Annotated in this window: 27 protein-coding genes; 18 read left to right on the forward strand and 9 right to left on the reverse strand. The window is 65.6% G+C overall.

Annotation, left to right across the window (positions count from 1 at the left end; genetic code table 11):
• The first annotated feature begins 21 nt into the window (after positions 1–21).
• Complete coding sequence (gene tgt, locus ACNH6H_RS11405; protein ID WP_418317738.1) at positions 22–1,197, forward strand: tRNA guanosine(34) transglycosylase Tgt; 1,176 nt, start codon at positions 22–24, stop codon at positions 1,195–1,197.
• A 5-nt stretch (positions 1,198–1,202) separates the two neighbouring features.
• On the opposite strand, the gene ACNH6H_RS11410 is transcribed toward tgt, so the two are convergent.
• The 3 genes from ACNH6H_RS11410 to ACNH6H_RS11420 form a co-directional block, all read right to left on the reverse strand.
• Complete coding sequence (locus ACNH6H_RS11410) at positions 1,203–3,140, reverse strand: MFS transporter (protein WP_418317740.1); 1,938 nt, start codon at positions 3,138–3,140, stop codon at positions 1,203–1,205.
• Between the two features lie 67 nt (positions 3,141–3,207).
• On the reverse strand, positions 3,208–4,026 hold the full coding sequence (locus tag ACNH6H_RS11415; RefSeq protein WP_418317742.1) for a DUF2145 domain-containing protein: 819 nt from the start codon (positions 4,024–4,026) through the stop codon (positions 3,208–3,210).
• Entirely contained in the window at positions 4,023–4,427 is a 405-nt protein-coding gene (locus ACNH6H_RS11420; RefSeq protein ID WP_418317744.1) for a hypothetical protein, read from the reverse strand. Before ACNH6H_RS11420 ends, ACNH6H_RS11415 begins: the two co-directional genes overlap by 4 nt.
• Positions 4,428–4,676: 249 nt before the next feature.
• Here ACNH6H_RS11420 and ACNH6H_RS11425 point away from each other — a divergent pair, with 249 nt between their 5' ends.
• A complete protein-coding gene (locus ACNH6H_RS11425; protein WP_418317746.1) occupies positions 4,677–5,414 on the forward strand; it encodes a helix-turn-helix domain-containing protein in 738 nt (245 codons plus the stop codon).
• Positions 5,415–5,451: 37 nt separating this feature from the next.
• On the opposite strand, the gene ACNH6H_RS11430 is transcribed toward ACNH6H_RS11425, so the two are convergent.
• On the reverse strand, positions 5,452–6,294 hold the full coding sequence (locus ACNH6H_RS11430) for a 23S rRNA (adenine(2030)-N(6))-methyltransferase RlmJ (protein WP_418317748.1): 843 nt from the start codon (positions 6,292–6,294) through the stop codon (positions 5,452–5,454).
• Positions 6,295–6,373: 79 nt separating this feature from the next.
• Between ACNH6H_RS11430 and ACNH6H_RS11435 the strand changes: the two genes are divergently transcribed.
• Genes ACNH6H_RS11435 through ACNH6H_RS11445 form a run of 3 tightly spaced genes read left to right on the forward strand, consistent with a single transcriptional unit; the run spans position 6,374 to position 8,716 of the window.
• Positions 6,374–6,496 carry a hypothetical protein gene (locus tag ACNH6H_RS11435; RefSeq protein ID WP_418317750.1) on the forward strand — a complete coding sequence of 41 codons (123 nt, stop codon included), beginning with the start codon at positions 6,374–6,376 and terminating at the stop codon, positions 6,494–6,496.
• Positions 6,493–7,599 carry an alkene reductase gene (locus tag ACNH6H_RS11440; protein ID WP_418317752.1) on the forward strand — a complete coding sequence of 369 codons (1,107 nt, stop codon included), beginning with the start codon at positions 6,493–6,495 and terminating at the stop codon, positions 7,597–7,599. The genes ACNH6H_RS11435 and ACNH6H_RS11440 overlap by 4 nt, the downstream gene beginning before the upstream one ends.
• Positions 7,600–7,654: 55 nt before the next feature.
• On the forward strand, positions 7,655–8,716 hold the full coding sequence (locus ACNH6H_RS11445; protein WP_418317754.1) for an AbrB family transcriptional regulator: 1,062 nt from the start codon (positions 7,655–7,657) through the stop codon (positions 8,714–8,716).
• Here the strand turns inward: ACNH6H_RS11445 and ACNH6H_RS11450 are convergent.
• Positions 8,713–9,288, reverse strand: a complete 576-nt coding sequence (locus ACNH6H_RS11450; protein WP_418317756.1) for an MOSC domain-containing protein — start codon at positions 9,286–9,288, stop codon at positions 8,713–8,715. The genes ACNH6H_RS11445 and ACNH6H_RS11450 overlap by 4 nt on opposite strands.
• A gap of 301 nt (positions 9,289–9,589) precedes the next feature.
• Here ACNH6H_RS11450 and ACNH6H_RS11455 point away from each other — a divergent pair, with 301 nt between their 5' ends.
• Complete coding sequence (locus ACNH6H_RS11455; RefSeq protein ID WP_418317758.1) at positions 9,590–11,479, forward strand: phosphoenolpyruvate carboxykinase (GTP); 1,890 nt, start codon at positions 9,590–9,592, stop codon at positions 11,477–11,479.
• A gap of 31 nt (positions 11,480–11,510) precedes the next feature.
• Here the strand turns inward: ACNH6H_RS11455 and ACNH6H_RS11460 are convergent, their stop codons facing one another.
• Positions 11,511–11,756, reverse strand: coding sequence for a hypothetical protein (locus tag ACNH6H_RS11460; protein ID WP_418317760.1), 246 nt, complete (start codon positions 11,754–11,756; stop codon positions 11,511–11,513).
• A gap of 116 nt (positions 11,757–11,872) precedes the next feature.
• Here ACNH6H_RS11460 and ACNH6H_RS11465 point away from each other — a divergent pair, with 116 nt between their 5' ends.
• The 6 genes from ACNH6H_RS11465 (at position 11,873) to ACNH6H_RS11490 (ending at position 17,676) form a co-directional block, all read left to right on the forward strand.
• The gene (locus ACNH6H_RS11465) at positions 11,873–12,814 is read left to right on the forward strand and encodes an MBL fold metallo-hydrolase (RefSeq protein WP_418317762.1); all 942 of its coding nucleotides are present in this window, start codon (positions 11,873–11,875) and stop codon (positions 12,812–12,814) included.
• 142 nt (positions 12,815–12,956) lie between these two features.
• Complete coding sequence (locus tag ACNH6H_RS11470; protein WP_418317764.1) at positions 12,957–14,123, forward strand: TRAP transporter substrate-binding protein; 1,167 nt, start codon at positions 12,957–12,959, stop codon at positions 14,121–14,123.
• A gap of 83 nt (positions 14,124–14,206) precedes the next feature.
• Positions 14,207–14,797: a TRAP transporter small permease subunit gene (locus ACNH6H_RS11475; RefSeq protein ID WP_418317766.1), complete on the forward strand. Its 591-nt coding sequence runs from the start codon at positions 14,207–14,209 to the stop codon at positions 14,795–14,797.
• The gene (locus ACNH6H_RS11480; protein ID WP_418317768.1) at positions 14,794–16,140 is read left to right on the forward strand and encodes a TRAP transporter large permease; all 1,347 of its coding nucleotides are present in this window, start codon (positions 14,794–14,796) and stop codon (positions 16,138–16,140) included. Before ACNH6H_RS11475 ends, ACNH6H_RS11480 begins: the two co-directional genes overlap by 4 nt.
• A 3-nt stretch (positions 16,141–16,143) precedes the next feature.
• A complete protein-coding gene (locus ACNH6H_RS11485) occupies positions 16,144–17,490 on the forward strand; it encodes an amidase (protein WP_418317770.1) in 1,347 nt (448 codons plus the stop codon).
• A gap of 24 nt (positions 17,491–17,514) precedes the next feature.
• Positions 17,515–17,676: a hypothetical protein gene (locus tag ACNH6H_RS11490; protein ID WP_418317772.1), complete on the forward strand. Its 162-nt coding sequence runs from the start codon at positions 17,515–17,517 to the stop codon at positions 17,674–17,676.
• Between the two features lie 44 nt (positions 17,677–17,720).
• Here the strand turns inward: ACNH6H_RS11490 and glpK are convergent, their stop codons facing one another.
• From glpK to ACNH6H_RS11505, 3 genes are read right to left on the reverse strand one after another with little or no spacing between them, the layout of a single operon-like run.
• Positions 17,721–19,247, reverse strand: a complete 1,527-nt coding sequence (glpK, locus tag ACNH6H_RS11495) for a glycerol kinase GlpK (RefSeq protein ID WP_418317774.1) — start codon at positions 19,245–19,247, stop codon at positions 17,721–17,723.
• On the reverse strand, positions 19,244–20,029 hold the full coding sequence (locus ACNH6H_RS11500; RefSeq protein WP_418317776.1) for a DeoR/GlpR family DNA-binding transcription regulator: 786 nt from the start codon (positions 20,027–20,029) through the stop codon (positions 19,244–19,246). The genes glpK and ACNH6H_RS11500 overlap by 4 nt, the downstream gene beginning before the upstream one ends.
• A gap of 13 nt (positions 20,030–20,042) precedes the next feature.
• Complete coding sequence (locus tag ACNH6H_RS11505) at positions 20,043–20,201, reverse strand: hypothetical protein (protein WP_418317778.1); 159 nt, start codon at positions 20,199–20,201, stop codon at positions 20,043–20,045.
• Here ACNH6H_RS11505 and glpD point away from each other — a divergent pair.
• The 6 genes from glpD (at position 20,200) to ACNH6H_RS11535 (ending at position 26,276) form a co-directional block, all read left to right on the forward strand.
• Positions 20,200–21,825, forward strand: coding sequence for a glycerol-3-phosphate dehydrogenase (gene glpD, locus ACNH6H_RS11510; RefSeq protein WP_418317780.1), 1,626 nt, complete (start codon positions 20,200–20,202; stop codon positions 21,823–21,825). The genes ACNH6H_RS11505 and glpD overlap by 2 nt on opposite strands.
• Positions 21,822–22,925, forward strand: coding sequence for an ABC transporter ATP-binding protein (locus ACNH6H_RS11515; RefSeq protein ID WP_418317782.1), 1,104 nt, complete (start codon positions 21,822–21,824; stop codon positions 22,923–22,925). Before glpD ends, ACNH6H_RS11515 begins: the two co-directional genes overlap by 4 nt.
• Position 22,926: 1 nt before the next feature.
• On the forward strand, positions 22,927–24,015 hold the full coding sequence (locus ACNH6H_RS11520) for an ABC transporter ATP-binding protein (RefSeq protein WP_418317784.1): 1,089 nt from the start codon (positions 22,927–22,929) through the stop codon (positions 24,013–24,015).
• 40 nt (positions 24,016–24,055) lie between these two features.
• Positions 24,056–24,943, forward strand: coding sequence for a carbohydrate ABC transporter permease (locus tag ACNH6H_RS11525; RefSeq protein WP_418317786.1), 888 nt, complete (start codon positions 24,056–24,058; stop codon positions 24,941–24,943).
• Entirely contained in the window at positions 24,936–25,748 is an 813-nt protein-coding gene (locus tag ACNH6H_RS11530) for a carbohydrate ABC transporter permease (RefSeq protein WP_418317788.1), read from the forward strand. Before ACNH6H_RS11525 ends, ACNH6H_RS11530 begins: the two co-directional genes overlap by 8 nt.
• Before the next feature lie 219 nt (positions 25,749–25,967).
• A complete protein-coding gene (locus ACNH6H_RS11535; RefSeq protein ID WP_418317790.1) occupies positions 25,968–26,276 on the forward strand; it encodes a DUF2160 domain-containing protein in 309 nt (102 codons plus the stop codon).
• Positions 26,277–26,362: the final 86 nt, after the last annotated feature.

The raw sequence follows: 26,362 nt of genomic DNA on the forward strand, positions 1-26,362 counted from the left end.
GAACCGACGACAATTCGCGCCATGTTGTCCTTCGAACTCCTCAAGAACGAGGGTCAGGCCAGGCGCGGCCGGCTGACCCTGAACCATGGCGTCGTCGAGACGCCGGTTTTCATGCCGGTCGGCACCTATGGCACGGTCAAGGGCGTATTGCCGCAGTCGCTGCACGAGATGGGCGCGCAGATCATCCTCGGCAATACCTTCCACCTGTGGCTGCGCCCGGGCACCGAGGTGCTGAAATCCTTCGGTGGCCTGCACCGCTTCGAGGGCTGGAACAAGCCGATCCTGACCGACAGCGGCGGCTTCCAGGTCTGGAGCCTGTCCGGCGCCGACGGCAAGGGCCGCAGCATCACCGAAGAGGGTGTGCGTTTTGCGTCCCCGGTCAACGGCGACAAGCTGTTGCTGACGCCGGAGATCAGCATGCAGATCCAGACCGTGCTGAATTCCGACATCGTGATGCAGTTCGATGAATGCACGCCGTACCAGACCGCGGGTCGGCTGACCAGCGAAGGCGAGGCGCGCAAATCGATGGAGCTGAGCCTGCGCTGGGCGGCGCGCAGCCGCGACGAATTTGCCCGCCTGCAAAACCCGAATGCGTTGTTCGGCATCGTGCAAGGGGGCATGTTCGAATCGCTGCGCGAAGAAAGCGCGGCTGCGCTGGCCGAACTCGATCTGCCGGGCTATGCGGTCGGCGGCGTCAGCGTTGGTGAACCGAAGGCCGACATGCTGCGGCTGATCGCGCACACGCCGCCGCTGCTGCCGGCCAACAAGCCGCGTTATCTGATGGGTGTCGGCACGCCGGAAGACCTGGTGGCCGGCGTCAGTTCGGGCATCGACATGTTCGACTGCGTGATGCCGACCCGCAATGCGCGCAACGGCCATCTGTTCACCCGCTTCGGCGACCTGAAGCTGCGCAACGCGCGACACAAGACCGACCAGCGGCCGCTCGACCCGACCTGCGGCTGCCATGCCTGCAAGGGCACGACGACGCCGGACGGCAGCGTCAGCGGCGGCTTCAGCCGCGCCTACCTGCACCACCTCGACCGTTGCGGCGAAATGCTCGGCCCGATGCTGGCGAGCATCCACAACCTGCATTACTACGTCAACCTGATGCGCGAGATTCGCGCCGCGCTTGACGCCGGCCGCTTCGGCGAATTTGTCGAGCAGTTCCGGGCCGATCGGGCGCGCGGGGTCGATTAGGCGCTTCAGGGCGCCGCGAGCAATCCGGCGACCCGCTCGCGCAGCAAGGCTGGCGTGACCTCCTGCGGCGGCAGTGCCGGCCCGGCGGTCAGCCGCACCCTGCTGCGCACGCCGCGGCGAAACGGCCGGCGCATCGCGGCGCCGTCGACGCGCGAGAAAAACGATCCCCACAGGCCGCTCAATGCCAGCGGCACGACCGGCACCTGGCGAGCGGCGAGCAGCTTCATCACGCCACCCTTGAATTCACCGAGGCTGCCGTCGGCGGTGATGCCACCTTCCGGGAAGATGCAGATCACCTCGTCATCCGCGAGCACCGCGGCGCCCGCTGCAAAGGCGCGCTCGTAGGTTGCCGGATCTTCACGTTGCGGCGCGATCGGTATCGCCTTCACGAGGCGGAATATCAAGCCGAGCACCGGCGTGCGAAAGATCCGGTGGTCCATGATGAAGCGGATCGGCCGCGGGCTGGCCGCCATCAGCAGCACCGCATCGACAAAGCTGACGTGGTTGCAGACCAGGATGGCCGCGCCCTTGACCGGTATGTGGTGATCGCCTTCGACCTTGAAGCGGTAGACGATGCGCGTCAGCACGAATGCGAAGAAACGCAGCAGGTATTCCGGAACCAGCAGGAAGATATACAGCGCAACCACCGCGTTGAGCAGCGCGGTGACCAGAAACACCTGCGGAATGCTGAAACCCGCGCCGATCAGCGCAGCAACACCGACCGCGCTGACCACCATGAACAGCGCATTTAGGATATTGTTGGCCGCGATGATGCGTGCGCGATGGCTTGGCTGCGCGCGCAGCTGGATCAGCGCATACATCGGCACGCTGTACAGACCGGCAGCAAAAGCCAGCAGGCCGAGGTCGAGCATCACGCGCCAGTGCGCCGGCGTCCACACGAAGGCCGCCAGCCCCAGGGCATCGGCCGGCGGCAGACTGTTCGATGCGAAATAAAGGTCTGCTGCGAACAGGCTCATGCCGATCGCGCCGAGAGGTACCAGGCCGATCTCGACATGGCGGCGGCTCAGTTTTTCGCAGATCAGCGATCCGGCGCCGATGCCGATCGAAAAGACGACCAGCAGCAGCGACGCGACCTGCTCGTCGCCATGCAGCACCTGCCTGGCAAACGACGGGAACTGCGACAGGAATACCGCGCCGAAAAACCACATCCACGAAATGCCGAGCAGCGAGCGGAAGACGACGAGGTTGCGGTGCGCCAGCACCAGGTTGCGCCAGGTCTCGCTGAACGGGTTCCAGTTGATGCGCAGCGCCGGGTCGGTCGATGGGCTCGCCGGCACCGGTTGCGCGGCGAGCCGGCCGACCACCGCCAGTGCTAGGCAGGCCCATGCGGTGGCGATGGCGCCGACCTGCGGCATCGCGATCAGCAAGCCGCCTGCGACGCTGCCGAGCAGGATCGCGACGAAGGTGCCCATCTCGACCATCCCGTTGCCGCCGGTCAGTTCGCGCTCGCTCAGGTGTTGCGGCAGGTAGGCATATTTGACCGGGCCGAACAGCGTCGATTGCAGGCCCATCATGAAGATGCAGGCCAGCAGCAGCGGCACATTGGCCTGATGGAAACCCCAGGCCGCGGCTGCCATGATCGCGACTTCGAGCGCCTTGATGTGGCGGATCAGCGTCGCCTTGTCGTATTTGTCAGCCAACTGGCCGCTGGTCGCCGAAAACAGCAGATAGGGCAGGATGAACAGCGCGCCGATCACGACGCCGGCCATCTCCGGCGGCAACCAGGCGACCTGCAGCTGGTAGGTCACCATCACCGTGAATGCGAACTTGAACAGGTTGTCGTTCGCCGCGCCGAGAAACTGCGTCCAGAAAAACGGCGCAAACCGGCGTTGCGACAGCAGCGCGAACTGGTTCGGATGAGCAGGCGCCGCACCGGCATCGAGCGGCGGCGGAGAGGTCAAGATGTCGGTCTGCTGCTTCATTCGCGCTGCTCCGAGGCTGCTCCATGGGGCATCAATGTAGTGGCTGGGCACGCGCTCCGACGGTGCGTCACTGAACGACCACCGGCCTTGCGCCCAGCCCGCTGCGCGTCAGCCAGCTGAACACGGAGTCGACGGTGACGGTCTCGATGCGGTTGCCGAATCGCTTCGAATCGGGGTGATCGTCGAAGGCGATGTGGGCGCTGCCGACACGTGCGCCAAGCCTGGTCAGCGGGCCGAGATTCAGGCTCGTCGGCTCGTAGCCCTGCAGCTTCAACCAAGCCTGCGCTCGTTCTCGATCGGTTGCCGCCGGCTCCTGGGCCATCGCCAAGGTCTCGATCGCCCACTGGTTCGACTGCTGGTATCGGCGAGCCCACGGGTAGGCGAGCATGTTGTAGGCCGGTTCATGCATTTGTGCGAGCCGGCCGTTGTCCTTCAGGATCGGCAGCAGCCGGGCCTGCAAGGCCGGGTCGAGCACGACGATGCCGACCTGGTACTCGAACAGATCGTCGAGCACGAATTCCGCCAGGCCCTGACGGAACAACATTGCCGTTGCGGCTGCGCACTGATTGAGTTTGTGCACCACCCGCCATCTGCCGGTCGCACCGTCGCGCCCGGCCGCGTCGTCGCGATAGGCCAAACCGAGGTGCGAATAACGCAGGCCGTATTCGCGCAGGTCCTGGCCGACCCTTGCCAGCACCACGACCTGCGCACCGCTGGCCTCAAGTGCTCGTGAGGTTGCGGCGGCCAGATCCATCGCCCGCTCGACATTGGCAGCGCGTGGCACCTGCGGGTCGCACTGCCGACCGGCCCAGGCGTTGCCGCCCGCAAGAAGTGCCAGCACGACGCCGAGCGGGCCGATCAGGCGGCGAAGTCGATGCGCCTTCATCGCGTCACCTGTTCGTTGTAGAGCAGAGCCTTGCCGACCTCGTTCGGGATGAATGCGAGCGCCTGGCCGGCAGCCGACAGCAACCAGCCGGCGCCGATCGCGCTGACCTCCAGCACGGTTCCGATTGCCATCGACAGGGTGCCGGCTGCAGCCGAGCCGATCAACACGCTCATCCTGGCGCCATCCGACATGCGCTCGAGGGTCCAGACCGTTCCCTGGGCCGAGGCCTCGACCGCGATGGCCGTCAGCCTGACTCCGCCGGAAAGCACAAGCGCCGGCGCGGCAACCGACACCGCGATCGGCAAGGCCGACAGCGCGCTCGCTTCGGACGCTGCGGGGCCGACGTTCGTGCCGAGCGAATGCCCAGGCAGCGCAGCGGTGAGGCAGGCCGCCGCCAGCATGGCTTGGGTCAGCCATCTCGACAGCCTTGTTGGTGCCGGTCTTGAAAGACCGGGCATGGGGGATGTTTTCGAGTCTTGCTCGAGATCACGGAGCGGGGCGTCGTGCATCTTCTGAACTCACATGTGGTTGGACTGGCCGCATGATCCCGAACTGAACGGACGGTATCAATGGCTCTTTTGGTAGTGTCAGGATGGAAGTCCGAAAGTATCGTTATGTGATACTTTCCAGGCCCACCACAGCCTTCACCCATGAGTGCCAGCCACGACATCGTCATCGCGCTGAAAATCGAGCTGAAAGCCGCGGGGATCACCTATGCCGAGCTGGCCAGGCAGCTCGGCCTTGCCGAAAGCAGCGTCAAGCGGATCTTTTCGCGGGCGGACATGCCGCTGTCCCGGATCGACGATGTGCTGCGCGTGCTGAACATCGACTTCGCCGAACTGGCGCAACGGATCGCCGATTCACAGCCGCTGCTCCACCAGCTGACGCTCGCCCAGGAGTCCGCGGTGGTGGCCGACCGCAAACTGTTGCTGATCGCGATCAGCTGCCTGAGCCACTGGACCTTCGACCAGATTGTCGCGACCTATACCTTCACCGTGGCCGAATGCCAGCTGCACATGGCGGCTCTCGACCGGCTGGGCATCATCGAACTGCGACCGATGAACCGCTATCGGCTGCGGCTGGCCAAGACCTTCCGCTGGCTGCCGGACGGGCCGGTGATGGCGTTTTTCCGCCAGCATGTGACAGCAGACTATTTCAACGCCGGCTTCGATGACGAAGGCGAGTTGCTGATGCTGGTCCACGGCCAGATCGGCACCAGCCTGGCCAACAGCTTCGTCGAACGGCTGCAACGGCTTGGCCAGGACTTCGCCCAGCAGCATCTGGCCGATCAACGCCTCCCGGCGGACAAGAAGAGGGCGTATACGCTGGTTGTCGGCATGCGATCCTGGCTTTTTGCAGCATTCGAGGATCTGAAGCGCCAGCCTTGATGGCACACCGGCCAGTCGGCCCGCCGGCGTGGGCCGCTCAGGCCGCGCGCTGCTCGAGCAGGTAATTCGCGCCGTCGTACTGGCCGAGCACGTCGGTCAGCCATGGCAGGATCTCGAGCAGCTGGTCGTGCATCGTGTACGGCGGATTGATGATGAAGACGCCGCTGCCGGCGAGCCCGAAGCCTTGTGAATCGGGCCGCTGCACCGTCAGCCGGGCGTGCAGCCAGCCGCGTGGCGCGACGCCTTCGAGGCGTTTCGGCAATTGCGCGGCCTCGAGTTTCTGCACCTGCGGATACCAGACCATGTAGACGCCGTCGGCAAACCGCTCGATCGCTTCGCGCAAGCTGCGCACGACCTTGCCGTAATCGGCATGGCCCTCGTAGCTCGGATCGATCAGCACCAGCGCCCGGCGCATCGACGGCGGCAGCTGCGATTTCAGACCTTCGAAGCCGTCGCTCATCAACACCTCGGCGCGCCGCCACGGCTCGAGGTAGGACGCAGCGATGCGGTGATCGGTCGGATGCAGCTCATAGCCGCGGAACTGGTCGGTCGGCCGCAGCAGCATCCTCGCAAACGCCGGCGAGCCCGGATATTGTTCGAGCCGCCCTTCCGGGTTGAACTCGCGCACCAGCTGCAGGTAGTCGGCAACTGCCGGCGGCAGGTCGTCGCGGTCCCACAGCCGGGCGATGCCCTGCAGGTATTCACCTTTCTTCTGCGCGTAATCGCCCTCCAGCGAATAGCCGCCGGCGCCGCAGTGCGTGTCGACCAGCCGGTAAGGCTTGTCCTTCTGGTTCATGTAGCGCAGCAGCAGGCACAGGCTGACGTGTTTCAGCACATCGGCGTGGTTGCCCGCATGGAAGGCGTGTCGGTAGGCGAGCATCTGGTTTTCCTGTATCCAGGCCGCACTGTAGCGCCGCCTTCGCGGCGCGCATGCGCAGGCTGACGGAACGCTTCGGCCGGTGGCCGGCCGCAAGCATGGCGGGAAAGGCATTGCGATCCGCAAGGCCGTCGAATTGAGCGGCAAAATCGATCGATTGCTGCGCCGCAGCATCTTTTCGGAAAACTCACAAGAATCGACATGAGCAGTACCTTGTTTGACCCTCTGAGCTTTGGCAGCATCGATGTCGCGAACCGGATCGCGATGGCACCGCTGACCCGCAACCGTGCCGACGCCGACCGGATTCCGACCGAATTGATGGTCCGCTACTACCGCCAGCGCGCCGATGCCGGACTGCTGATCACCGAAGCGAGCCAGATCAGCCCGGAAGGCCAGGGTTACAAGGACACGCCGGGGATCTACAGCGAGTCGCAGGTCGCCGCGTGGCGGGTCGTTACCGATGCGGTGCATGCCGAGGGCGGCAGGATCGTGATGCAGCTGTGGCACGTCGGCCGCATCTCGCACCAGTCGTTGCTGCCCGACGGCATGGCGCCGGTCTCCAGCACCAGCCGCCGTGCGCAGGCCCGCACCTTCACCGCGAACGGATTCGAGGATGTCTCGGTACCCCGCGCACTGCGCACCGACGAGATGCCGCGCATCGTCGCCGACTACCGAGCGGCTGCCGCCCATGCGATCCGCGCCGGCTTCGATGGCGTCGAGATCCATTCGGCAAACAACTACCTGCTCGAACAGTTTCTGCGCAGCAGCATCAATGACCGCAGCGACGCCTACGGCGGCTCGATCGAGAACCGGGCCCGCCTCGTCGTCGAGGTCGCCACTGCGGTGGCCGCCGAGATCGGAGCCGGCCGCACCGGCATCCGCCTGAGCCCGGTGACGCCGGTCAACGGTGGCGGCCAGGACACCGATGCCCAGGCCCTGTACCTGCACCTCGTCGAGCAGCTGGCGCAGCTGCAGCTGGCATTCATCCACGTGATCGAGGGGCAGACCGGCGGACCGCGCGATGTGGCGCCGTTCGACTACGAAGCGCTGCGCCGTTGCTACAAGACCGCTTTTCCGGGCGGCGCGTGGATCGTCAACAACGGCTATACGCGGCAGATGGCGCTCGATGCGGTGGCGTCGGGCCGGGCCGACATGGTCGCATTCGGCAAACCCTTCATCGCCAACCCCGACCTGGTGCGCCGGCTGCGTGAGAATGCGCCGCTGAACAGCGTCGACGCCAATACGCTTTATGGCGGCGGCGCCGAAGGTTATACCGACTACCCGACCTTGCAGACCGAACCCGCCTGACGGCAATGGCCCTGCAAAGGGCCGGGTCGACCGACCCCGGCCGAGCCGCCACTGCATGTCTGCCAGATCCACCTTCGCGAAACACCAGGCCCTGTCGCTGCTGATCGGATTGATCGGCGCGGTTGTCTGCCTGTGGGCCAATACCCCCCTGCCCTGGATGATCGGCCCGCTGGTCGCAACGGCGATTGCCGGCATGTCCGGGCTGCCGATGGTCGCAGCACCAGCATTGCGCAATGCCGGCCAATGGGCGATCGGCACTGCACTCGGCCTGTATTTCACGCCGCAGGTGATCGCGTTGGTCGCCAGCCAGTGGGCGGTGATCCTGATCGGCATCGTCTGGGCGCTCTGCCTCGGCGCCGCATTCGGAGGCTGGCTGGCGGTCACCAACCGTGGCCTGCCCGGGCTCGATCGGTCGACGACCTTTTTTGCCAGCGCGATCGGCGGCGCGTCGGAAATGACGGTGCTTGCCGAGCGTCATGGTGGCCGGGTCGAACTCGTCGTCAGCGCGCATTCGTTGCGCATTGTGCTGGTCGTGGTGCTGATCCCGTTTGCACTGCAATGGGCCGGTCTGCATGGCCTCGATCCGAGCACGCCGGGCCCGCAGGAAGTGCGGCCGCTCGGCCTGCTGGTGTTGTGCGGCGCCTGCCTGGGCGGCGCGATGCTGATGCAGCGCTTCGACCTGACCAACCCCTGGGTGCTCGGGCCGCTGGCGGTTGCGTTGCTGCTGACCGCCAATGGCATCGAGTTGTCGGCTTTGCCGCGCTGGATCACCAATTCGGGCCAGTTGCTGATCGGGGTCGCACTCGGCACGCGCTTCACGCGCAATTTCCTGCGCACCGCGCCGCGCTGGCTCGGGACGGTGGCCATCGGCACCATCGCGATGATCGTGTTGAGCGCCGCTTATGCCTGGCTGGTGGCCGATTTTGCCGATCTGCATCCGGCGACCGTGATGGTCGGCACCTCGCCGGGCGGGATAGCCGAGATGTGCCTGACCGCGAAGGCGCTGCAGCTCGGCGTACCGGTCGTCACCGCATTCCACGTGACGCGGATGGTCGCGGTCGTGCTGCTGGCCGGGCCGCTGTTCCGGTTGATGCCGGCGGCTCGCAGGACACCCTAGACCTTGCCGCGGGTTCGCGCCTCGAACAGTTCGCGGATGCCGACTTCGCGCGGCCCCGGCACCAGCTCGAATTCCTCGCCCGGCACGATCCGGCCCGGCACCCGGACCGCAAGATAGAAGCCGCACCAGGCGCTTTGCGTCATCAACCGGGCGGCGTGGTCGAAACCCATCGCCGCATTGAACTTGAAACACGGATAACGCGGCTCGCTGACGGCCAGGTCGCAATCGGCAAAACGCAGTACGTCGCCGATCCAGACCTGGTATTCGAGCAGGCCCGAGAGCGTCAGGTTTTCGCCAAGCGCGCCATGCGGCAGCGCCTCGCCCCAGCCACCGATACCGGCCTGCGCGCGCACCGTCTGCCAGAACGGGTAATGCTCGACCGGATAGGCATATACCGCCTTTGCCAGCCCGCCGTGCACGGTCAGGTCGGCCTGTTCGTCACCGGCCAGCCCGCCCGGGCCGGCGTCGACCGGCCCGCTCTGTGCGGTCTTGACGAACGCCGAACGGACCACGCGGTCGCCGGCGCGCAGGTCGGCGACCTGGCCGACATTGATGCTGAGCACATTTGCCATCGGCGCGATGATGCCCGAAGCGCCAATCCGGTCGCCCGATGGCCCCTCGTCCTGCTCGGGCAGCCGTCGGGGTCGCCGGTTACCTGCCGATTACACTCAGGACGAAGAGGTGTCCGCGACGGGCGCGCGCCGCCCGTCGCCCCGGAAGCGGGTGCCATTGCGGCACCGAGCCGGACCAGACCGTCTCTCGGTATGGGGCAAGCCCTGCCGCTGTCGACGCAGCAAACCCCGGTTCGCTGCCGCCGCCGGCTTGCAGGCTTTGCCCGATGCCGATTTTTCACTTCGACGACAAGGAAGCACGATGACCAACGCCGAGAACAACGAGCAGCCTGCCAACGCCCCGTCGCATGTCCGCCATCGGCGGCTGATCGCCTGGGTTGCCGAGATGGCAGCATTGACCCAGGCCCGTGACGTCTATTGGTGCGACGGCAGCGACGAGGAATACGACCGCCTGTGCGCGCAACTCGTTGCAGCCGGCACTTTCCGCAAACTGAATCCGGAACTGCGGCCGAACAGCTATCTTGCGTGGAGCAGCCCGAGCGACGTCGCGCGGGTCGAAGACCGCACCTTCATCTGCAGCGATACCCGCGAGGAAGCCGGACCGACCAACAACTGGATGGCGCCGGCCGAGATGCGCGAGCTGCTGCAGACCGGGGACAAGGCCTTGTTCAAGGGCGCGATGCGCGGCCGCACGATGTATGTCGTGCCGTTCAGCATGGGCCCGCTCGGCTCGCCGATCGCCCACATCGGCGTCGAGTTGTCCGACAGCCCCTATGTCGCGGTCAACATGAAGATCATGACGCGCATGGGCAAGGCGGTGCTCGATGTGCTCGGCGACGACGGCGCCTTCGTGCCCTGCATGCACACGGTCGGTGCACCGCTCGAGCCAGGCCAGAAGGATGTTGCCTGGCCATGCAATTCGACCAAATATATCGTCCACTATCCGCAGACGCAGGAGATCTGGAGTTACGGCTCGGGTTACGGCGGCAATGCGCTGCTCGGCAAGAAATGTTTTGCGCTGCGCATCGCGTCGATCATGGGCCGGCAGGCGGCACAGTCGTCCGAGGACAACCCCGGCTGGCTGGCCGAGCACATGCTGATCCTCGGCGTGACCTCGCCGCAAGGCAAGAAACACCATGTCGCGGCGGCGTTTCCGAGCGCCTGCGGCAAGACCAATTTCGCGATGCTGATTCCACCGGCCGGCTTCGAGGGCTGGAAGGTGACGACGATCGGCGACGACATCGCCTGGATCAAGCCGGGCGAAGGCGGCCGGTTGCATGCGATCAACCCGGAAGCGGGTTATTTCGGCGTCGCGCCGGGCACCAACGAGAAGACCAATGCCAACTGCATGGCGAGCCTGCAGCGTGATGCGATCTTCACCAACGTGGCGTTGACCGACGACGGCGATGTCTGGTGGGAAGGGATGACCGACGAGCCGCCGGCTCACCTGACCGACTGGCAGGGCAATGACTGGACGCCGGCAATCGCGCGCGAAACCGGCGCCAAGGCGGCGCATCCGAATGCACGTTTCACGGTGCCGGCAACCAACAATCCGGCGCTCGATCCCGACTGGAACAACCCGGCCGGCGTTCCGATCGACGCCTTCATCTTCGGTGGCCGCCGCTCGACGACGGTGCCGCTGGTGACCGAGGCGCGCGACTGGGTCGAGGGCGTCTACATGGCCGCGACGATGGGTTCGGAGACCACGGCCGCCGCCGGCGGCAAGCAGGGTGTCGTGCGGCGCGATCCATTCGCGATGCTGCCGTTTGCCGGCTACAACATGAGCGACTATTTCCAGCACTGGCTGGACATCGGCGCCAAGCTGCAGCAACGCGGCGCCAAGCTGCCGCGGATCTACTGCGTCAACTGGTTCCGCAAGGGCGCCGACGGCAAATTCGTCTGGCCCGGCTACGGCGAAAACATGCGGGTTCTGAAGTGGATGATCGACCGCATCGACGGCAAGGCCGACGGCGCGGAACATGCTTTCGGCATCAGCCCGCGGTACCAGGACCTGAACTGGCAAGGCACCGACTTCAGTGCCGACAGCTTCGCCAGCATCATCGATGCCAGTGCGGCCGAATGGCGCACCGAACTCGAGATGCACGACGAGTTGTTCAAGCAGCTCGAGCAGCACCTGCCGGAGGAACTGCCCGAAACCAAGGCGCGGATCGAGTCGCGTCTGGCGGCCTGAACGGGCTCACCGCCCGTCGCCGCCGACTGGTTCAGCGTGCGCTGTCGCGATCGTGCCGGTCGGCGGCAGCGTACAGGTCGGCGGCAAAACCGGGCGCCTGGCGCTGGTAGAACCGGGCCATCCGCCGCACCGCGGCGGCTTCGCGTGCGGCAATGTCGGGCTCGCCGCTGCGGACGCCCAGGCGGGCAACCGCAGTCTCGATGATCTTGTTGATGACGTCGACGAAGCCGAGTGGGCGACCGGTCCTGTCACGGCGGTTGTAGGTGATCGTGGTCATGTTTCCCTCCAGCGAACAGATTTATGTTGCAGTGCAGTATAGGGTAAACCCTTGTTCTTGTCCTGCGCTGGAGCAAATGCCCATGTCCTGCCCGCCACGCCAATGGAGACGACCCGATGGGTGCCGCTGAAGACGGCCCGGCGGCGCTGCGCGGCCTGACCGTTCTCGAGCGCGGCTGGCTGTCGTCGAACAACGTCGTGCTGCACCCGTCGGACGAGGACGCGGGCTTCACGCTGGTCGACAGTGGGCATTGCCTGCATGCGGCGCAGACGCTGGCGTTGCTCGACAAGGTGCTGGCCGGCCGGCCACTCGCCGCGGTCGTCAATACCCATCTGCACTCCGACCATTGCGGCGGCAATGCCGCGTTGCAACGGGCCCATCGCGTCGCGGTGACGGTTCCGGCCGCGTCATGGCGGGCGGTGCAGGACTGGGACGACGGCCAGCTCGGTTATGCCGAGGTCGGCCAGCGCATCGAGGCATTCACTGCGCAGCATGGCATCGACAACGGAGATCGTCTGCCGCTCGGTGACCGGGTCTGGGAAGTGATTGCTGCACCGGGCCACGATCCCGATGCGGTGATGTTGTTCGACGCCGCACACGGCGTGCTGATTTCCGGCGACGCGTTGTGGCAATCCGGCTTCGGCGTCGTTTTTCCGGAGCTCGAGGGCGAGCCGGCCTTCGACGATGTGGCGGCGGTGCTCGATCGGATCGCGGCGCTGCCGGTGCAGTGGGTGATCCCGGGCCATGGCGCGCCGTTCGACGATGTCGATGCGGCGCTGTCGCGGGCACGCTCGAGGCTCGCGGCATTTCGCGCCGAGCCGGCGCGCCATGTGCGCCATGCCGTGAAGGTGCTGATCAAATACCACCTGTTGGAAGAACAGCGCCAACCGGTCGAGGATTTTGTCGCCTGGGCCGAAGCCACCCCGCTGCTGCGCCGGATGTGGATCGACCAGCAGCGGCCCGACGGCAGCGTCGCCGCCTGGAGCCTGCGGGTGCTCGGCGAACTGGTCGACGGCGGGGTCGCAGGGCTCGCCGACGGCATCGCGAGCAATCGCTGAGCGCGCCGGCAAACGGCCGATGTGGACATCCACAACGGGTTAATCCCGGGTTGCGACCTCCTCCCCTGAGCAAGATAGTGTCCCCGCACGGTCTGCGGTCTTTCGGACTGCGACGGCGCTGACACAACTTCAGGAGACTCGCATGACGGAATCCCAACGACCATCGGCCACCTCGACGGATCAGCAAGTTCAGCCGGTTCGCAGGCGCTTCCTCGGCGCTGCACTGACCGGTGCGGCCGGTGCAGCGGCGCTTGCCGCACCGATGGTTTCGGTCGCGCAGTCGCCAGTGGTGCTGAAGATGCAGGGCGCCTGGGGCGCCAAGGACATCTTCAACGAGATGGCGGAAGAATATGTGAAGCGCGTCAACGAGATGTCCGGCGGACGGCTGCGCATCGACTATCTGGTCGGCGGCGCCGTCGTCAAGCCGTTCGAGGTGATGGATGCGACCAGCAAGGGCGTGCTCGATGCCTGCCACAGCGTGCCGGTCTACTGGTACGGCAAGAGCAAGGTCGCATCGCTGTTTGGTTCGGGCCCGATCAACGGCTGCGATGCGCCGCAGACGCTGGCCTGGATCTACCGTGGCGGCGGACTCGAGATGTACAACGAGCTGCTGAAGAAGCTCAATCTCGACGTCGTCGGTTATTTCGCGATGCCGATGCCGACCCAGCCGCTCGGCTGGTTCAGGAAGCAGATCAAGAGCGCCGACGATCTGAAAGGCCTGAAATACCGCACCGTCGGCCTCGCCGCCGACCTGATGCAGGAGATGGGGCTGAAAGTCACGCAGCTGCCCGGTGGCGAGATCGTGCCTGCGATGGACCGCGGCGTGATCGAGGCCTTCGAGTTCAACAACCCGACTTCCGACCGCCGCTTCGGCGCACAGGACGTCGCGAAGAACTACATGATGGGCAGCTTCCACCAGGCGATGGAATTCTTCGAGATCAATTTCAACAAGAAGAAGCACGATTCGCTGCCGAAGGATCTGCAGGCGATCCTGCGATACGCGGCCGAGGCGGCCTCGCAGTCGAACTGGTGGACCGCCATGGACAACTATTCACGCGACCTCGACGACCTGATCAGCAAGGACAAGGTCAATGTCTACCGCACGCCGAAGTCGGTCTTCGAAGCACAGATGAAGGCCTGGGACGTGATCACGAAGAAGCTGTCCGACGAGGATCCGTTCTTCAAGAAGGTCGTCGACAGCCAGAAGGCGTGGTCGAAGCGGGTCGCCAAATACATGTTCCTCAACGAGGCCGACTACCTGGTCGGCTACGAGCACATCCACGGCAAGATCCCGGGCCTGACGACCTGACCGCGATCGCCGAGCGGCCCGCCGCCGGCCGTGCTTGATCCACGAAGGGAGGCAGTCGCCTCCCTTCTTTGCGAGGAGCGACGATGATCCGCGCTGTCATCCGCACGATCGACATGTTGAGCAAGTCGGTGGGCCACGCATTCGCGTGGTGCATCGTGATCCTGACGCTGGGCATCAGCTACGAGGTCTTCGTGCGTTATGCGCTGCGCGATCCGACCAGCTGGGCCTTCGACCTCAGCTACATCCTGTACGGCGCGCTGTTCATCATGTGCGGCGCCTATACCTTGTCGCGCGGCGGCCATGTGCGGGCCGACATCCTGTCGCGCCGCTGGCGGCCACGGCGGCAGGCGATGCTCGAGTTCGTGCTCTATTTCCTGTTCTATTTCCCGGGCGTGCTGGCGCTCGTCATTGCCGGCTGGGGCTACGGCATGGAGTCGATGGCGATCCGGGAAGTCAGCGTCAACAGCCCGGTCGGGGTGCCGATCTGGCCGTTGAAGATGCTGATTCCGGCCGCCGGCGTGCTGCTGACCTTGCAGGGCGTTGCCGAAGTGCTGCGTTGCGTGTTGTGCATCAAGGAAGGCGAATGGCCGCCGCGCATGCATGACGTCGACGAACTCGAGGACCAGTTGAAGCAACTGCACACCAGCGAGCAAGCCAAAGGTATCCACTCATGAGCGATCCGAACCTTGCCCTGCTGATGCTGGGGCTGTTCATCTTCATCATCATGCTGGGCTTTCCGATCGCCTTCACGTTGATGGCGATGGGGGTGGCCTTCGGCTACTACGCCTATTTCACGCCCGACCAGTCGTTCTTCGACAACCGCGTCTTCTATCTGTTGTCGCAGAACACGTTCAGCGTGATGAACAGCGACATCCTGGTCGCGATACCGCTGTTCCTGTTCATGGGTTACATGATCGAGCGGTCGAATATCCTCGACAAGCTGTTCCTGAGCCTGCAGGTGGCATTCCGGCGCGTACCGGGTGCGATGGCAATCGCGGCGCTGGTGACCTGTGCGCTGTTCGCGACCGCGACCGGCATCGTCGGCGCGGTCGTCACGCTGATGGGCCTGCTCGCCTTCCCGGCGATGCTGAAGGCCAACTACGACCAGCGCATCTCGGCCGGCGTGATCTGCGCCGGCGGCACGCTCGGCATCCTGATTCCGCCGTCGATCATGTTGATCGTCTACGGCGCAACGGCCGGTGTCTCGGTCGTCAAGCTGTACGCGGCGGCGCTGATCCCCGGCTTTCTGCTCGCCGGCCTGTACATCGCCTATGTCGTGACGCTGGCGATCATGAAGCCCAAGCTGATGCCGAAGCTGCCGCGCGACCAGGCCGACATGCCGTTCGGCCAGGTCGTGCTGCTGCTGTTCAAGGCCTTCGTGCCGCTGGCGGTGTTGATCATGTCGGTGCTCGGCGCGATCCTGTTCGGCCTGGCGACGCCGAGCGAGGCAGCGGCAATCGGCGCGCTCGGGTCGGTGATCCTGGCGGCGGCCTATGGCGCGATGTCGTGGCCGAAACTGCGCGAGGCGGTTTATCTGACCGCGCGCACGACAGCGATGGTCTGTTACCTCTTCATCGGCTCGTGGCTGTTTTCGTCGATCTTCAGCTACCTCGGCGGCGAAAGCGTGATCAAGGAATTCGTGCTCAGCATGAACCTGAACACGATCACCTTCCTGCTGATGTCGCAGGTGATCATCTTCCTGCTCGGTTGGCCGCTCGAGTGGAGCGAGATCATCATCATCTTCGTGCCGATCTTCCTGCCGCTGCTGCCGCTGTTCGATGTCGACCCGCTGTTCTTCGGTATCCTCGTTGCGATGAACCTGCAGACCTCGTTCCTGACGCCGCCGATGGCGATGTCGGCGTATTACCTGAAAGGCGTCGCGCCGCCCCATGTGCTGCTTGCGTCGATCTTCAAGGGCTGTCTGCCATTCGTATCGATGGTGTTCGTCGCGATGGCTGCGATGTACATCTTTCCCGAAGTCGTCTACTGGCTGCCAGGCGTCCTGTACAGCCGCTGACCCATGAACCTCGACCCTTCCAGCGCGGCCGGCCTCAGTGCCGTCGCAGCCCGCAGCAAGATGGTCGCCGGCGAGATGTCGGCGACCGAATATGTCCAGGCCCTGCTGGCCCGGGTCGACGAGGTCGAGCCGCAGGTTCAAGCCTGGGAGTGCCTCGACCGGCGCTACCTGCTCGCGCAGGCCGAGGCCGCCGACGAGGCGCACGCCGCCGGCGAGCCCGAAGGCCCGTTGTTCGGGCTGCCGGTCGGCCTGAAGGACATCATCGACACCGCCGCATTGCCGACCGAGGACGGCACCGTGCTGCACGCCGGACGAATGCCGCACCGCGACGCCGTCGTCGTGCAACGGCTGATTGCTGCCGGCGGCCTCGTGATGGGCAAGACGGTGACGACCGAACTGGCGACCTATGCGCCGGGCAAGACCTGCAATCCGCACAATCCGGCGCATACCCCCGGCGGCTCTTCGAGCGGCTCGGCCGCGGCGGTCGCCGCCGGCATGGTGCCGCTGGCAATCGGCACGCAGACCAACGGCTCGATGATCCGCCCGGCCTCGTTCTGCGGCGTCTACGGTTTCAAGCCAAGCGCCGGCCTGATTCCGCGCACCGGCGTGCTGACGAAGTCGCCGGCATTCGATGCGGTCGGCGTCTTCGGCCGCACGCTCGACGATGTCGCGCTGCTCGCCGAGGCCCTGGTCGGCTACGACGAAGGCGATTCGACGACGCGATTGCAGGCGGCGCCACCGCTGACGCGAATGGCCTCGAGCGAGGCGCCGCTGCCACCGACACTGGCCTGGGTGCAGACACCGTTCTGGGACCGCGTCGATACCGACGCGCAGGCCGCTTTCGGCGAACTGCTCGAGTTGCTGACCGGACGCATCGCGCCGTTCGAACTGCCGGCCAGTTCCGAGCAGGCGATCGGCTGGCACAAGCTGGTGATGGAGGCCGAAATCGCCGGCTCGTTCGAACTCGAATACGAGCGTGGACGCGAAAAACTGTCGCCGTCGCTGCAGCAGCAGATCGAGCGCGGCCGCAAGGTCACGGCGGTTGAAGACCGCCGCGCGAAATCCCGCATCCCGCTGCTGCTGCAAAGCCTGGACAGCGTGTTCGAGCACTACGACGCGATCGTCACGCCGGCCGCGCTCGGCACCGCGCCGCGCGGGCTGCAGGCAACCGGCGATCCGGTGATGTGCACCTTGTGGTCATTTCTCGGCATGCCCAGCCTGAGCCTGCCATTGCTGCATGGTGAAAACGGCCTGCCGATCGGCGTCCAGCTGGTCGGGCGCAAGGGCAACGATGCGCGGCTGCTGCGCACTGCACGCTGGCTGGTGCAGCAGGTCGAGGCAGCGGCATGAGCGGCTCAACTGGGACGAACTGAAATGAAACTGCTGTTCGGTCTGATCGGCGCGGCGCTGATGGTCGCTTTTCTCGCCAGCTTCGTGATCAAGGTGCAGGAGCCGGCGATGATCATCGTGGTGCTGATCGGCATCGTGATGATGTTTGTCGACCTCTGGCAGGCGCGCAACGAGCCGGATACCTGAACGCGGCAGTGTGACGGCCGCGCGGCAATGGCACCCGGCGCCGGCTACTCGGCAACCGTCTGCCGCACCGCGTGCTCCCAGTCCGCCATCAGCTGCTGCGCGCGTTCACGCGGCATCTGCGGCGTGAAACGTCGTTCGGCCTGCCACTGCGCCGACAGCTGGTCGAGGTCGCGGAACAAGCCGCTGCTCAGGCCGGCAAGGTAGGCCGCACCGAGCGCAGTCGTCTCGATGACCTTCGGCCGCACGACCGGAATGCCGAGCAGGTCGGCCTGGAACTGCATCAGCATGTCGTTGACGCAGGCGCCGCCATCGACGCGCAGCTCGGTGACCGCTGCGCCGCCGGCCGCCTGCGCATCGCGGCTCATCGCCTGCAGCAGCGCCGCACTCTGGTAGGCGATGCTTTCGACCGCGGCGCGTGCGATGTGGGCCACCGTGCTGCCACGTGTCAGGCCGACGATGCTGCCGCGGGCATCGGGTTTCCAGTAAGGCGCGCCGAGGCCGGTGAATGCCGGCACGAACATCACGCCGCCGCTGTCGGCGACCGAGGTCGCGAGCGCCTCGACTTCGCCGCTGCTGCGGATCGCGCGCAGGCCGTCGCGCAGCCACTGGACCACCGCGCCGCCGATGAAGACGCCGCCCTCGAGCGCATATTCAGGCGTCGCACCGGTCTGCGCGGCGCTGGTCGTGATCAACCCGTTCTGGCTGGTCTGGAAAGTCTTGCCGGTATGCATCAGCGCGAAGCAGCCGGTGCCGTAGGTATTCTTGGCCAGCCCGGGCGTGAAACAGGCCTGGCCGAACAGCGCGCTCTGCTGATCGCCGGCGATGCCGCCGATCGGCAACGCGGCGCCGAGCAGCTCGGGCAGGCTGTGGCCGTAGACATGGCTCGACGGCAGCACCTGCGGCAGCATCGCACGCGGAATGCGCAGCAGCGACAGCAACTCGTCGTCCCATTCGTTGCGGTGCACATCGAGCAGCAGCGAGCGCGACGCATTGCTGACGTCGGTGGCGAAAACCGCCTGCGCGCGCGTGGCATCGTTGACGCCGCCGGTCAGGTGCCACAGCAGCCAGCTGTCGACGGTGCCGAAGGCCAGATGCCCGGCTTCGGCCAGTGCACGCGATCCGTCGACATGGTCGAGGATCCACTGCAGCTTGGTGCCGGAAAAATAGGCATCGATGATCAACCCGGTCTTGTTGCGGAACACTGGCTCCAGCCCCTTCTCGCGCAGTGCCGCGCAGATCGGCTCGGAGCGGCGGTCCTGCCAGACGATCGCGTTGTAGATCGGCTCGCCGGTGCGGCGGTCCCAGACGATGGTCGTCTCGCGCTGGTTGGTGATGCCTATCGATGCAATGTCACCGGCCTGCAGGCCGGCTTTCGCGAGCACCTCGCGTGCGGTTTCGAGCTGCGTCGCCCACAAGGCTTTCGGGTCGTGTTCGACCCAGCCGGCTTTCGGATAGATCTGTTCGAATTCGCGCTGCGCCATCGCGACGATTGCGCCGTCGCGGTCGAAGACGATGCTGCGCGAGCTCGATGTGCCCTGGTCGAGCGCGAGGATGTAGTTGGCTTTGCTCATGGCGTGGATCCGGTTCGGTCCTGACAGGTCATGCAGCTGACGCCGGCATCGGCGAGCAGCCTCGGAAACGGCGGCGGCGGTGGCAGGTCGGTGAACAGCCGGTCGACCTGGTCGAGCCGCGCCAGTTCGACCATCGCCGGCCGGTTGAACTTGCTGTGGTCGGCGGCCAGCCAGACCTCGCGCGACTGCGCCAGGATGGTCTGCGCGACCTTGACCTCGCGGTAGTCGAAATCGCGCAGGCTGCCATCGGCCTCGATCGCCGAGATGCCGATCAGCCCGATGTCGACCTTGAACTGCTGGATGAAGTCGACCGTCGCCTCGCCGACGATGCCGCGGTCGCGCGCGCGCACGACACCGCCGGCAACGATCACCTCGCAATCGGCATTGCCGCTGAGGATCGCCGCGACATTCAGGTTGTTCGTGATCACGCGCAGGCCACGGTGGTGCAGCAGTTCACGCGCGATCGCCTCGGTGGTGGTGCCGATGTTGATGATCAGCGAACTGCCGGACGGCACCTGCTCGGCGACGCATTCGGCAATGCGCTTCTTCGCCGCTTCGTTGAGCTGCTGGCGCTGCCGGTAGGCGAGGTTCTCGGTCGTCGAGCCGGGCATCCGCGCGCCGCCATGAAAACGCACCAGCAGCCCGGCGTCGGCCAGCATCGCGACATCGCGGCGCACCGTCTGCAGCGTGACGCCGAAGCGCTCGGCGAGCGCCTCGACGGTGACCGATCCATCGGCCCTGACCTGTTCGAGCAGGCGGGATTGACGCAGGTTGGGTGTCATCGGCGTGGCTTGTTCACCGCTCCAAGGTTAGCGGCAGCGCAAGGGCCGGCACTGATGGTTTTCGCGCTTGTCGCTTGCTCGTTTTTGCCTTAAAAGGAACAATTGCGAAAATAAACGCATCGAAACGCGCTTCGCCGGTGACTGCCGGTGGTGCGACCACCGGCTGATCCATGACCGAAACCTCCCCGAGCGGAACCCCTCCGACCGTCCAGAGCGACGACCCTGCCCGCGCATTTGCAAACGCGCCGGCCGCCTGCGATGTGCTGGTCGTCGGCGGCGGCATCAACGGTGCGGGCATTGCCCGCGACCTGGCCGGCCGTGGGCTGAGCGTCGTGTTGTGCGAGAAGGACGATCTGGCCGCGCACACCTCGTCGTCATCGACCAAATTGATCCACGGCGGGCTGCGCTACCTCGAGTATTACGAGTTCTCGCTCGTGCGCAAGGCCTTGGCCGAACGCGAGGTGCTGCTGAGAAGCGCGCCGCACATCATGTGGCCGCTGCGCTTCGTGATGCCGCACGATCCGAGCATGCGGCCGCAGTGGATGATCCGCGCCGGCCTGTTCCTCTACGACAACCTGGCCCGCCGCGAGGTGCTGCCGGGGTCGACGAGCATCGATCTTTCCCGCCATCCGACCGGTGCGCCGTTGAAGCCGGTCTTCAAGCGCGCGTTTGTCTATTCGGACGGCTGGGTCGACGATGCGCGCCTGGTGGTGCTGAATGCGGTCGACGCGGCGGCGCGCGGCGCGACGATCCTGACCCGAACGCGCTGCAGCGATGCCTTGCGCGGCGCCGGCGGCTGGACAGTCGAACTGCAGCAGGAGAACGGCCAGCGTCGCAGCCTGCAGGCGCGCGCGCTGGTCAATGCCGCCGGCCCGTGGGCGGCGCAGTTTCTGGCCGACTGCGCGCACGCACCGCGCGCGCGCAAGCTGCGGCTGGTCAAGGGCAGCCACATCGTCGTGCGCCGTCTGTTCGACCACGACCATGCCTATATCTTCCAGAACCCGGACAAGCGCATCATCTTCGCGATCCCGTATGAAGGCGACTACACGCTGATCGGCACCACCGACCATGAATACCAGGGCCCGGTCGGCAAGGCGCAGATCGATGACGGCGAGATTGCCTATCTGTGCGAGCAGGCGAGCCGCTATTTCGCGGCTCCGATCAAGCCGGCCGACGTCTGCTGGACCTATTCCGGCGTGCGGCCGCTGCTCGACGACGAGGCCGGCAACCCGTCGGCAATCACGCGCGACTATTACCTTGAACTGGATACATCGGCTGCGCCGCTGCTGTCGGTCTGGGGCGGCAAGATCACGACCTTCCGCAAGCTCGCCGAGGAGGCGGCCGACCTGCTCAGCGCGCCGCTGAAGCATTCGCGCGGCCCCTGGACCAAGGGCACGTTCCTGCCGGGCGGCGACCTGAGCGGCTGGATCGGCCGCGCCAACCAGCCCGACGCCGATTTCGAATTGTTCGTGCAGGCGCTGGCCAAGCGCCATCCGGATCTCGACGCGGCACTTGCCAGACGGCTGGCGCGCGCCTATGGTGCAGCGGTCGAGACGCTGCTGAAGGACGGGCTCGGTGCCGAGGTCGCACCCGGCCTGCACGAGGCCGAACTGGCCTATCTGCACCGTTTTGAATGGGCGCGTACCGCGGACGACGTGTTGTGGCGCCGCAGCAAGCTGGGGCTTCACATGGACGAACGTCAGCGGGAACAGGTTGCGGTGTGGTGCGGCCAGCATTGGGGAGCCCCCGGCGCGGTGGAGAACGCGCCGGCTGATGTGCCGGGAGCGGCAGCATGAAACTGGCGCTGCAGCGCGTCGAGCAGCGGGTCGGTGCCGATGTGCACCTGTATCCGATCGACCTCGAACTGGTGCCGAATGCGGTGACCGTGCTGCTCGGCGCCACGCAGGCCGGCAAGACGACGCTGATGCGGCTGATGGCCGGGCTCGACCGGGCAAGCAGGGGCCAGTTGTTCGTCGACGGTGTCGACGTGACCCACAAGACCGTCCGCGAGCGCAATGTCGCGATGGTCTACCAGCAGTTCATCAACTACCCTTCGATGACGGTATACGACAACATCGCATCGCCGCTGAAGCTGCAGCGCCGCAGTGGCGGCGGCGCACGCAGCAAGGCGGACATCGACGCGCGGGTTCAGGAACTGGCGGCAAAGCTGCACATCGAGCCGTTTCTGCAGCGGCTGCCGGCCGAATTGTCCGGCGGCCAGCAGCAACGTGTTGCACTGGCCCGCGCGCTGGCCAAGCAGGCGCCGCTGATGCTGCTCGACGAACCGCTGGTCAACCTCGACTACAAGCTGCGCGAGGAATTGCGCGAGGAGTTGTCGCAGCTGTTTGCCGCCGGCGAATCGACCGTCGTCTACGCCACCACCGAGCCGACCGAGGCGCTGCTGCTCGGCGGCCATACCGCGGTGCTCGACGCCGGCGAACTGCTGCAGTACGGCCCGACCGCCGAGGTATTCCACCACCCGCAGTCGCTGCGCGTCGCGCGCGCCTTCAGCGACCCGCCGATGAACCTCGTCGAAGGACGCGCCGGCGACGGCCGCATCAGCTGGACCGCAGCCGGCGAGTCGCTGCAGTTGCCGAGCCGCCTGCCGGCAGACCATGCCGGCAAGGTGACGGTCGGCTTCCGGGCAAATGCCTTGCGCCGCCAGATGCAGGCCAGTGATGTGCAGATCGACGGCCGGGTCGAACTGGCCGAGATCTCGGGCTCGAACACCTTCGTGCACATCGAGACCGCCTTCGGCGAGCTGGTCGCCGAGTTGACCGGCGTGCACAACTTCCAGCTTGGCGAAAACCTGAGCCTGGCGCTGAATCCGGCCCATGTCCACGTTTTCGATGCCGAGGACAGATTGTTGTTGTCACCGCAGCGGACGGAACACTGAGATGGCCCGGATCACGCTCGACCTGGCACACGCCTACCAGCCGAATCCGCAACGCGACGAGGATTACGCGCTGCTGCCGCTGAAGATGGAATTCGACGACGGCGGCGCCTATGCGCTGCTCGGCCCGTCGGGCTGCGGCAAGACGACGCTGCTGAACATCGTCTCCGGTCTGGTGACGCCATCGCAGGGCAGCGTCCGCTACGACGGCGTCGACGTCACCGCGCAATCGCCGCAGCAGCGCAACATCGCGCAGGTATTCCAGTTCCCGGTCATCTACGACACGATGACGGTGGCCGAGAACCTCGCCTTCCCGCTGAAAAATCGCGGCGCATCGGCGGCCAAGATCAAGGAGCGTGTCGGCAAGATCGCCGAGATGCTCGAGATGAGCGGCCAGCTCGACAGCCGCGCCGCTGGCCTGACAGCCGACGCAAAACAGAAGATCTCGCTCGGCCGTGGCCTGGTCCGCGAGGATGTCAGCGCAGTGTTGTTCGACGAACCGCTGACGGTGATCGATCCGCACCTGAAATGGCAGCTGCGGCGCAAGCTGAAGCAGATCCACCACGACCTGAAGCTGACGTTGATTTATGTGACCCACGACCAGATCGAGGCGCTGACCTTTGCCGACCAGGTCGTCGTGATGACACGCGGGCGGGCCGTGCAGATCGGCAGCGCGTCCGAACTGTTCGAGCGGCCGCGCCACACCTTCGTCGGCCATTTCATCGGCTCGCCGGGGATGAATTTTCTGCCGGCGCGCTGGAACGGCGAGGCCGGGGTCGTCGAGGCCGAAGGTCACCGGCTCGGCGCGGAACATGCGCCGGCCGCGCTGGCCGCAGCCGGCGAGTTCCAGCTCGGCGTGCGGCCCGAATATGTCGAGCTGGCGGCATCCGGCAGCGCCGGTGCGGCACCGGCCACCGTGCTGCGGCATCAGGATATCGGCACCTACCAGCTGTTGACGGCGCGATTCGGCGAGCAGATCGTGCGCGCGCGCCTCGCGCCCGAAGCGGTCGCGCCGGCGGTCGGCAGCGAGGTCTGGCTGCAGCTGATCGGGCCACACAGCTGCTATTACAGGAATGAGGAGCTGATCGCATGACTCGAATCCGTCGCGGCGCCTGTGGGCAGGGAGCGGTCAGATGAAGCCGGTCAACCAGAAAGCCTGGCTGCTGATCCTGCCGGTGGTGATCTGCGTCGCCTTCTCGGCGATCCTGCCGCTGATGACGGTTGTCAACTATTCGGTGCAGGACATCATCTCGCCGGAGCGGCGGGTGTTTGTCGGCACCGAATGGTTCAAGGCGGTGATGCGCGACGACGACCTGCATTCGGCGCTGTTCCGTCAGCTCGGTTTTTCATTTGCAGTGCTGGCATTCGAGATTCCGCTCGGCATCATGCTCGCGCTTTCGATGCCGGCAACCGGCTGGAAGGCCTCGCTGGTGCTGGTGCTTGTCGCGATCTCGCTGCTGATTCCGTGGAACGTCGTCGGCACGATCTGGCAGATCTACGGCCGCGCCGACATCGGGCTGCTCGGCGCCGCGCTGCAGGCGATGGGAATCGAATACAGCTATACCGGCAATGCCCGCGATGCCTGGATCACCGTGCTGGTGATGGACATCTGGCACTGGACGCCGCTGGTCGCGCTGCTCTGCTACGCCGGGCTGCGCAGCATCCCCGACGCCTACTACCAGGCCGCGCGCATCGACGGCGCGAGCAAGTTCGCGATCTTCCGCTACATCCAGCTGCCGAAACTGCGCGGCGTATTGATGATCGCGGTGCTGCTGCGCTTCATGGACAGCTTCATGATCTATACCGAGCCGTTCGTGCTGACCGGCGGCGGGCCCGGCAATGCGACGACCTTCCTCAGCCAGTACCTGACGCAGAAGGCGGTCGGCCAGTTCGACCTCGGACCAGCGGCGGCGTTTTCGCTGATCTATTTCCTGATCATCCTGCTGCTGTGTTTCATCCTCTACAACTGGATGCTGCGCGTCGGCACCGGTGACAAGACTGCGGGAGCCGGCCATGAATGACAAGCGCTTCCAGAAGCGGACGATCTTCCTGCTGCTGTACCTGGTGTTCGCCATCCTGCCGATCTACTGGATGGTCAACATGTCGTTCAAGACCAACCAGGAGATCCTGTCGACGTTCAGCCTGCTGCCGCAGCAGTTCACGCTGGCGAACTACCGGACGATCTTCACCGACCCGTCGTGGTATTCGGGCTATATCAACAGCCTGATCTATGTCGCGATCAATACGGTGATCTCGATCACCGTGGCATTGCCGGCGGCCTATGCGTTCTCGAGGTACCAGTTTCTCGGCGACAAACACGTCTTCTTCTGGCTGCTGACGAACCGGATGACGCCGCCGGCGGTCTTCCTGCTGCCGTTTTTCCAGCTGTACACGACGCTCGGGCTGATGGACACGCACATCGCGGTCGCACTGGCGCATCTGCTGTTCAACGTGCCGCTGGCGGTCTGGATCCTCGAAGGCTTCATGAGCGGGATTCCGCGCGAGATCGATGAAACCGCCTACATCGACGGCTACAGCTTCCCGCGCTTTTTCCTGACGATCTTCCTGCCGCTGATCAAGGCCGGTGTCGGGGTCGCGGCTTTCTTCTGTTTCATGTTCAGCTGGGTCGAACTGCTGATGGCGCGCACGCTGACGAGTGTCAATGCAAAGCCGATCGTCGCGACGATGACCAGAACCGTCAGCGCCTCCGGCATGGACTGGGCAACGCTCGCCGCCGCCGGCGTGTTGACGATCGTCCCCGGCGCGATCGTGATCTGGTTCGTCCGCCACTACATCGCCAAGGGCTTTGCCATGGGAAGAGTATGAGCGCCCCCCAGTCGCTTCGCTCCGCCTTGCTGGCCGCGATGGGCGCAGGCGCCCATCTTCTCGTCAGGCGCGGACAGCCCACTGGGCTGTCCACGTCCGGACTCGGCCCCCAAGGGGCGCCGCCTGGCGGACCGGCAAAGCCGGATCCGCTGGCGTGGCTTGATGTTGGCCAGTGGCTTCGCCCTGGCCATCGGAACAGCTTCGATGGGAGGCAAAGTCGTGTTTAACTGGATGGCGTGGACCTTGCCGGTGGCGGTGTTCTTCATCTCCATTGCGCTGATGCTGGTCGGCATGACGGTGTGGGAGATCAAGTCGCCGACGCGTTTGCGCAAGGGTTTTCTGCCGATCGCGACAACGCGCGGCGATCGATTGTTCATCGGCCTGCTGTGCGCGGCCTATCTCAACCTGGCGTTTGTCGGCCTGAGCCGGCAGATGGTCGACTGGTTCGGGCTCGAGCGCGAGCCGTCGATCTGGATCAGCTTCGTGGCATCGATGGCGCTGCTGGCGCTGGTGATGCGCAAGGGTTGATGCAAGGCGGTGAAGCGGCCCGGCTTTCCCCGGGGGCTGCCGACACCGGACAAAAAAACGGGGAACACCAGAGAACTCGAGGAGAT

This window comes from Pseudideonella sakaiensis, assembly GCF_048320135.1.
In the GTDB taxonomy this organism is placed as follows: Bacteria; Pseudomonadota; Gammaproteobacteria; order Burkholderiales; family Burkholderiaceae_C; genus Ideonella_A; species Ideonella_A sakaiensis_A.

Bases quoted from the DNA above. Each gene is read 5' to 3' on its own strand.
- tgt (WP_418317738.1), top strand. From the start codon at position 22: ATGTTGTCCTTCGAACTCCTCAAGAACGAGGGTCAGGCCAGGCGCGGC.
- ACNH6H_RS11410 (WP_418317740.1), bottom strand. From the start codon at position 3,140: ATGAAGCAGCAGACCGACATCTTGACCTCTCCGCCGCCGCTCGATGCC.
- ACNH6H_RS11415 (WP_418317742.1), bottom strand. From the start codon at position 4,026: ATGAAGGCGCATCGACTTCGCCGCCTGATCGGCCCGCTCGGCGTCGTG.
- ACNH6H_RS11420 (WP_418317744.1), bottom strand. From the start codon at position 4,427: ATGCTGGCGGCGGCCTGCCTCACCGCTGCGCTGCCTGGGCATTCGCTC.
- ACNH6H_RS11425 (WP_418317746.1), top strand. From the start codon at position 4,677: ATGAGTGCCAGCCACGACATCGTCATCGCGCTGAAAATCGAGCTGAAA.
- ACNH6H_RS11430 (WP_418317748.1), bottom strand. From the start codon at position 6,294: ATGCTCGCCTACCGACACGCCTTCCATGCGGGCAACCACGCCGATGTG.
- ACNH6H_RS11440 (WP_418317752.1), top strand. From the start codon at position 6,493: ATGAGCAGTACCTTGTTTGACCCTCTGAGCTTTGGCAGCATCGATGTC.
- ACNH6H_RS11445 (WP_418317754.1), top strand. From the start codon at position 7,655: ATGTCTGCCAGATCCACCTTCGCGAAACACCAGGCCCTGTCGCTGCTG.
- ACNH6H_RS11450 (WP_418317756.1), bottom strand. From the start codon at position 9,288: ATGGCAAATGTGCTCAGCATCAATGTCGGCCAGGTCGCCGACCTGCGC.
- ACNH6H_RS11455 (WP_418317758.1), top strand. From the start codon at position 9,590: ATGACCAACGCCGAGAACAACGAGCAGCCTGCCAACGCCCCGTCGCAT.
- ACNH6H_RS11460 (WP_418317760.1), bottom strand. From the start codon at position 11,756: ATGACCACGATCACCTACAACCGCCGTGACAGGACCGGTCGCCCACTC.
- ACNH6H_RS11465 (WP_418317762.1), top strand. From the start codon at position 11,873: ATGGGTGCCGCTGAAGACGGCCCGGCGGCGCTGCGCGGCCTGACCGTT.
- ACNH6H_RS11470 (WP_418317764.1), top strand. From the start codon at position 12,957: ATGACGGAATCCCAACGACCATCGGCCACCTCGACGGATCAGCAAGTT.
- ACNH6H_RS11475 (WP_418317766.1), top strand. From the start codon at position 14,207: ATGATCCGCGCTGTCATCCGCACGATCGACATGTTGAGCAAGTCGGTG.
- ACNH6H_RS11480 (WP_418317768.1), top strand. From the start codon at position 14,794: ATGAGCGATCCGAACCTTGCCCTGCTGATGCTGGGGCTGTTCATCTTC.
- ACNH6H_RS11485 (WP_418317770.1), top strand. From the start codon at position 16,144: ATGAACCTCGACCCTTCCAGCGCGGCCGGCCTCAGTGCCGTCGCAGCC.
- ACNH6H_RS11490 (WP_418317772.1), top strand. From the start codon at position 17,515: ATGAAACTGCTGTTCGGTCTGATCGGCGCGGCGCTGATGGTCGCTTTT.
- glpK (WP_418317774.1), bottom strand. From the start codon at position 19,247: ATGAGCAAAGCCAACTACATCCTCGCGCTCGACCAGGGCACATCGAGC.
- ACNH6H_RS11500 (WP_418317776.1), bottom strand. From the start codon at position 20,029: ATGACACCCAACCTGCGTCAATCCCGCCTGCTCGAACAGGTCAGGGCC.
- glpD (WP_418317780.1), top strand. From the start codon at position 20,200: ATGACCGAAACCTCCCCGAGCGGAACCCCTCCGACCGTCCAGAGCGAC.
- ACNH6H_RS11505 (WP_418317778.1), bottom strand. From the start codon at position 20,201: ATGGATCAGCCGGTGGTCGCACCACCGGCAGTCACCGGCGAAGCGCGT.
- ACNH6H_RS11515 (WP_418317782.1), top strand. From the start codon at position 21,822: ATGAAACTGGCGCTGCAGCGCGTCGAGCAGCGGGTCGGTGCCGATGTG.
- ACNH6H_RS11520 (WP_418317784.1), top strand. From the start codon at position 22,927: ATGGCCCGGATCACGCTCGACCTGGCACACGCCTACCAGCCGAATCCG.
- ACNH6H_RS11525 (WP_418317786.1), top strand. From the start codon at position 24,056: ATGAAGCCGGTCAACCAGAAAGCCTGGCTGCTGATCCTGCCGGTGGTG.
- ACNH6H_RS11530 (WP_418317788.1), top strand. From the start codon at position 24,936: ATGAATGACAAGCGCTTCCAGAAGCGGACGATCTTCCTGCTGCTGTAC.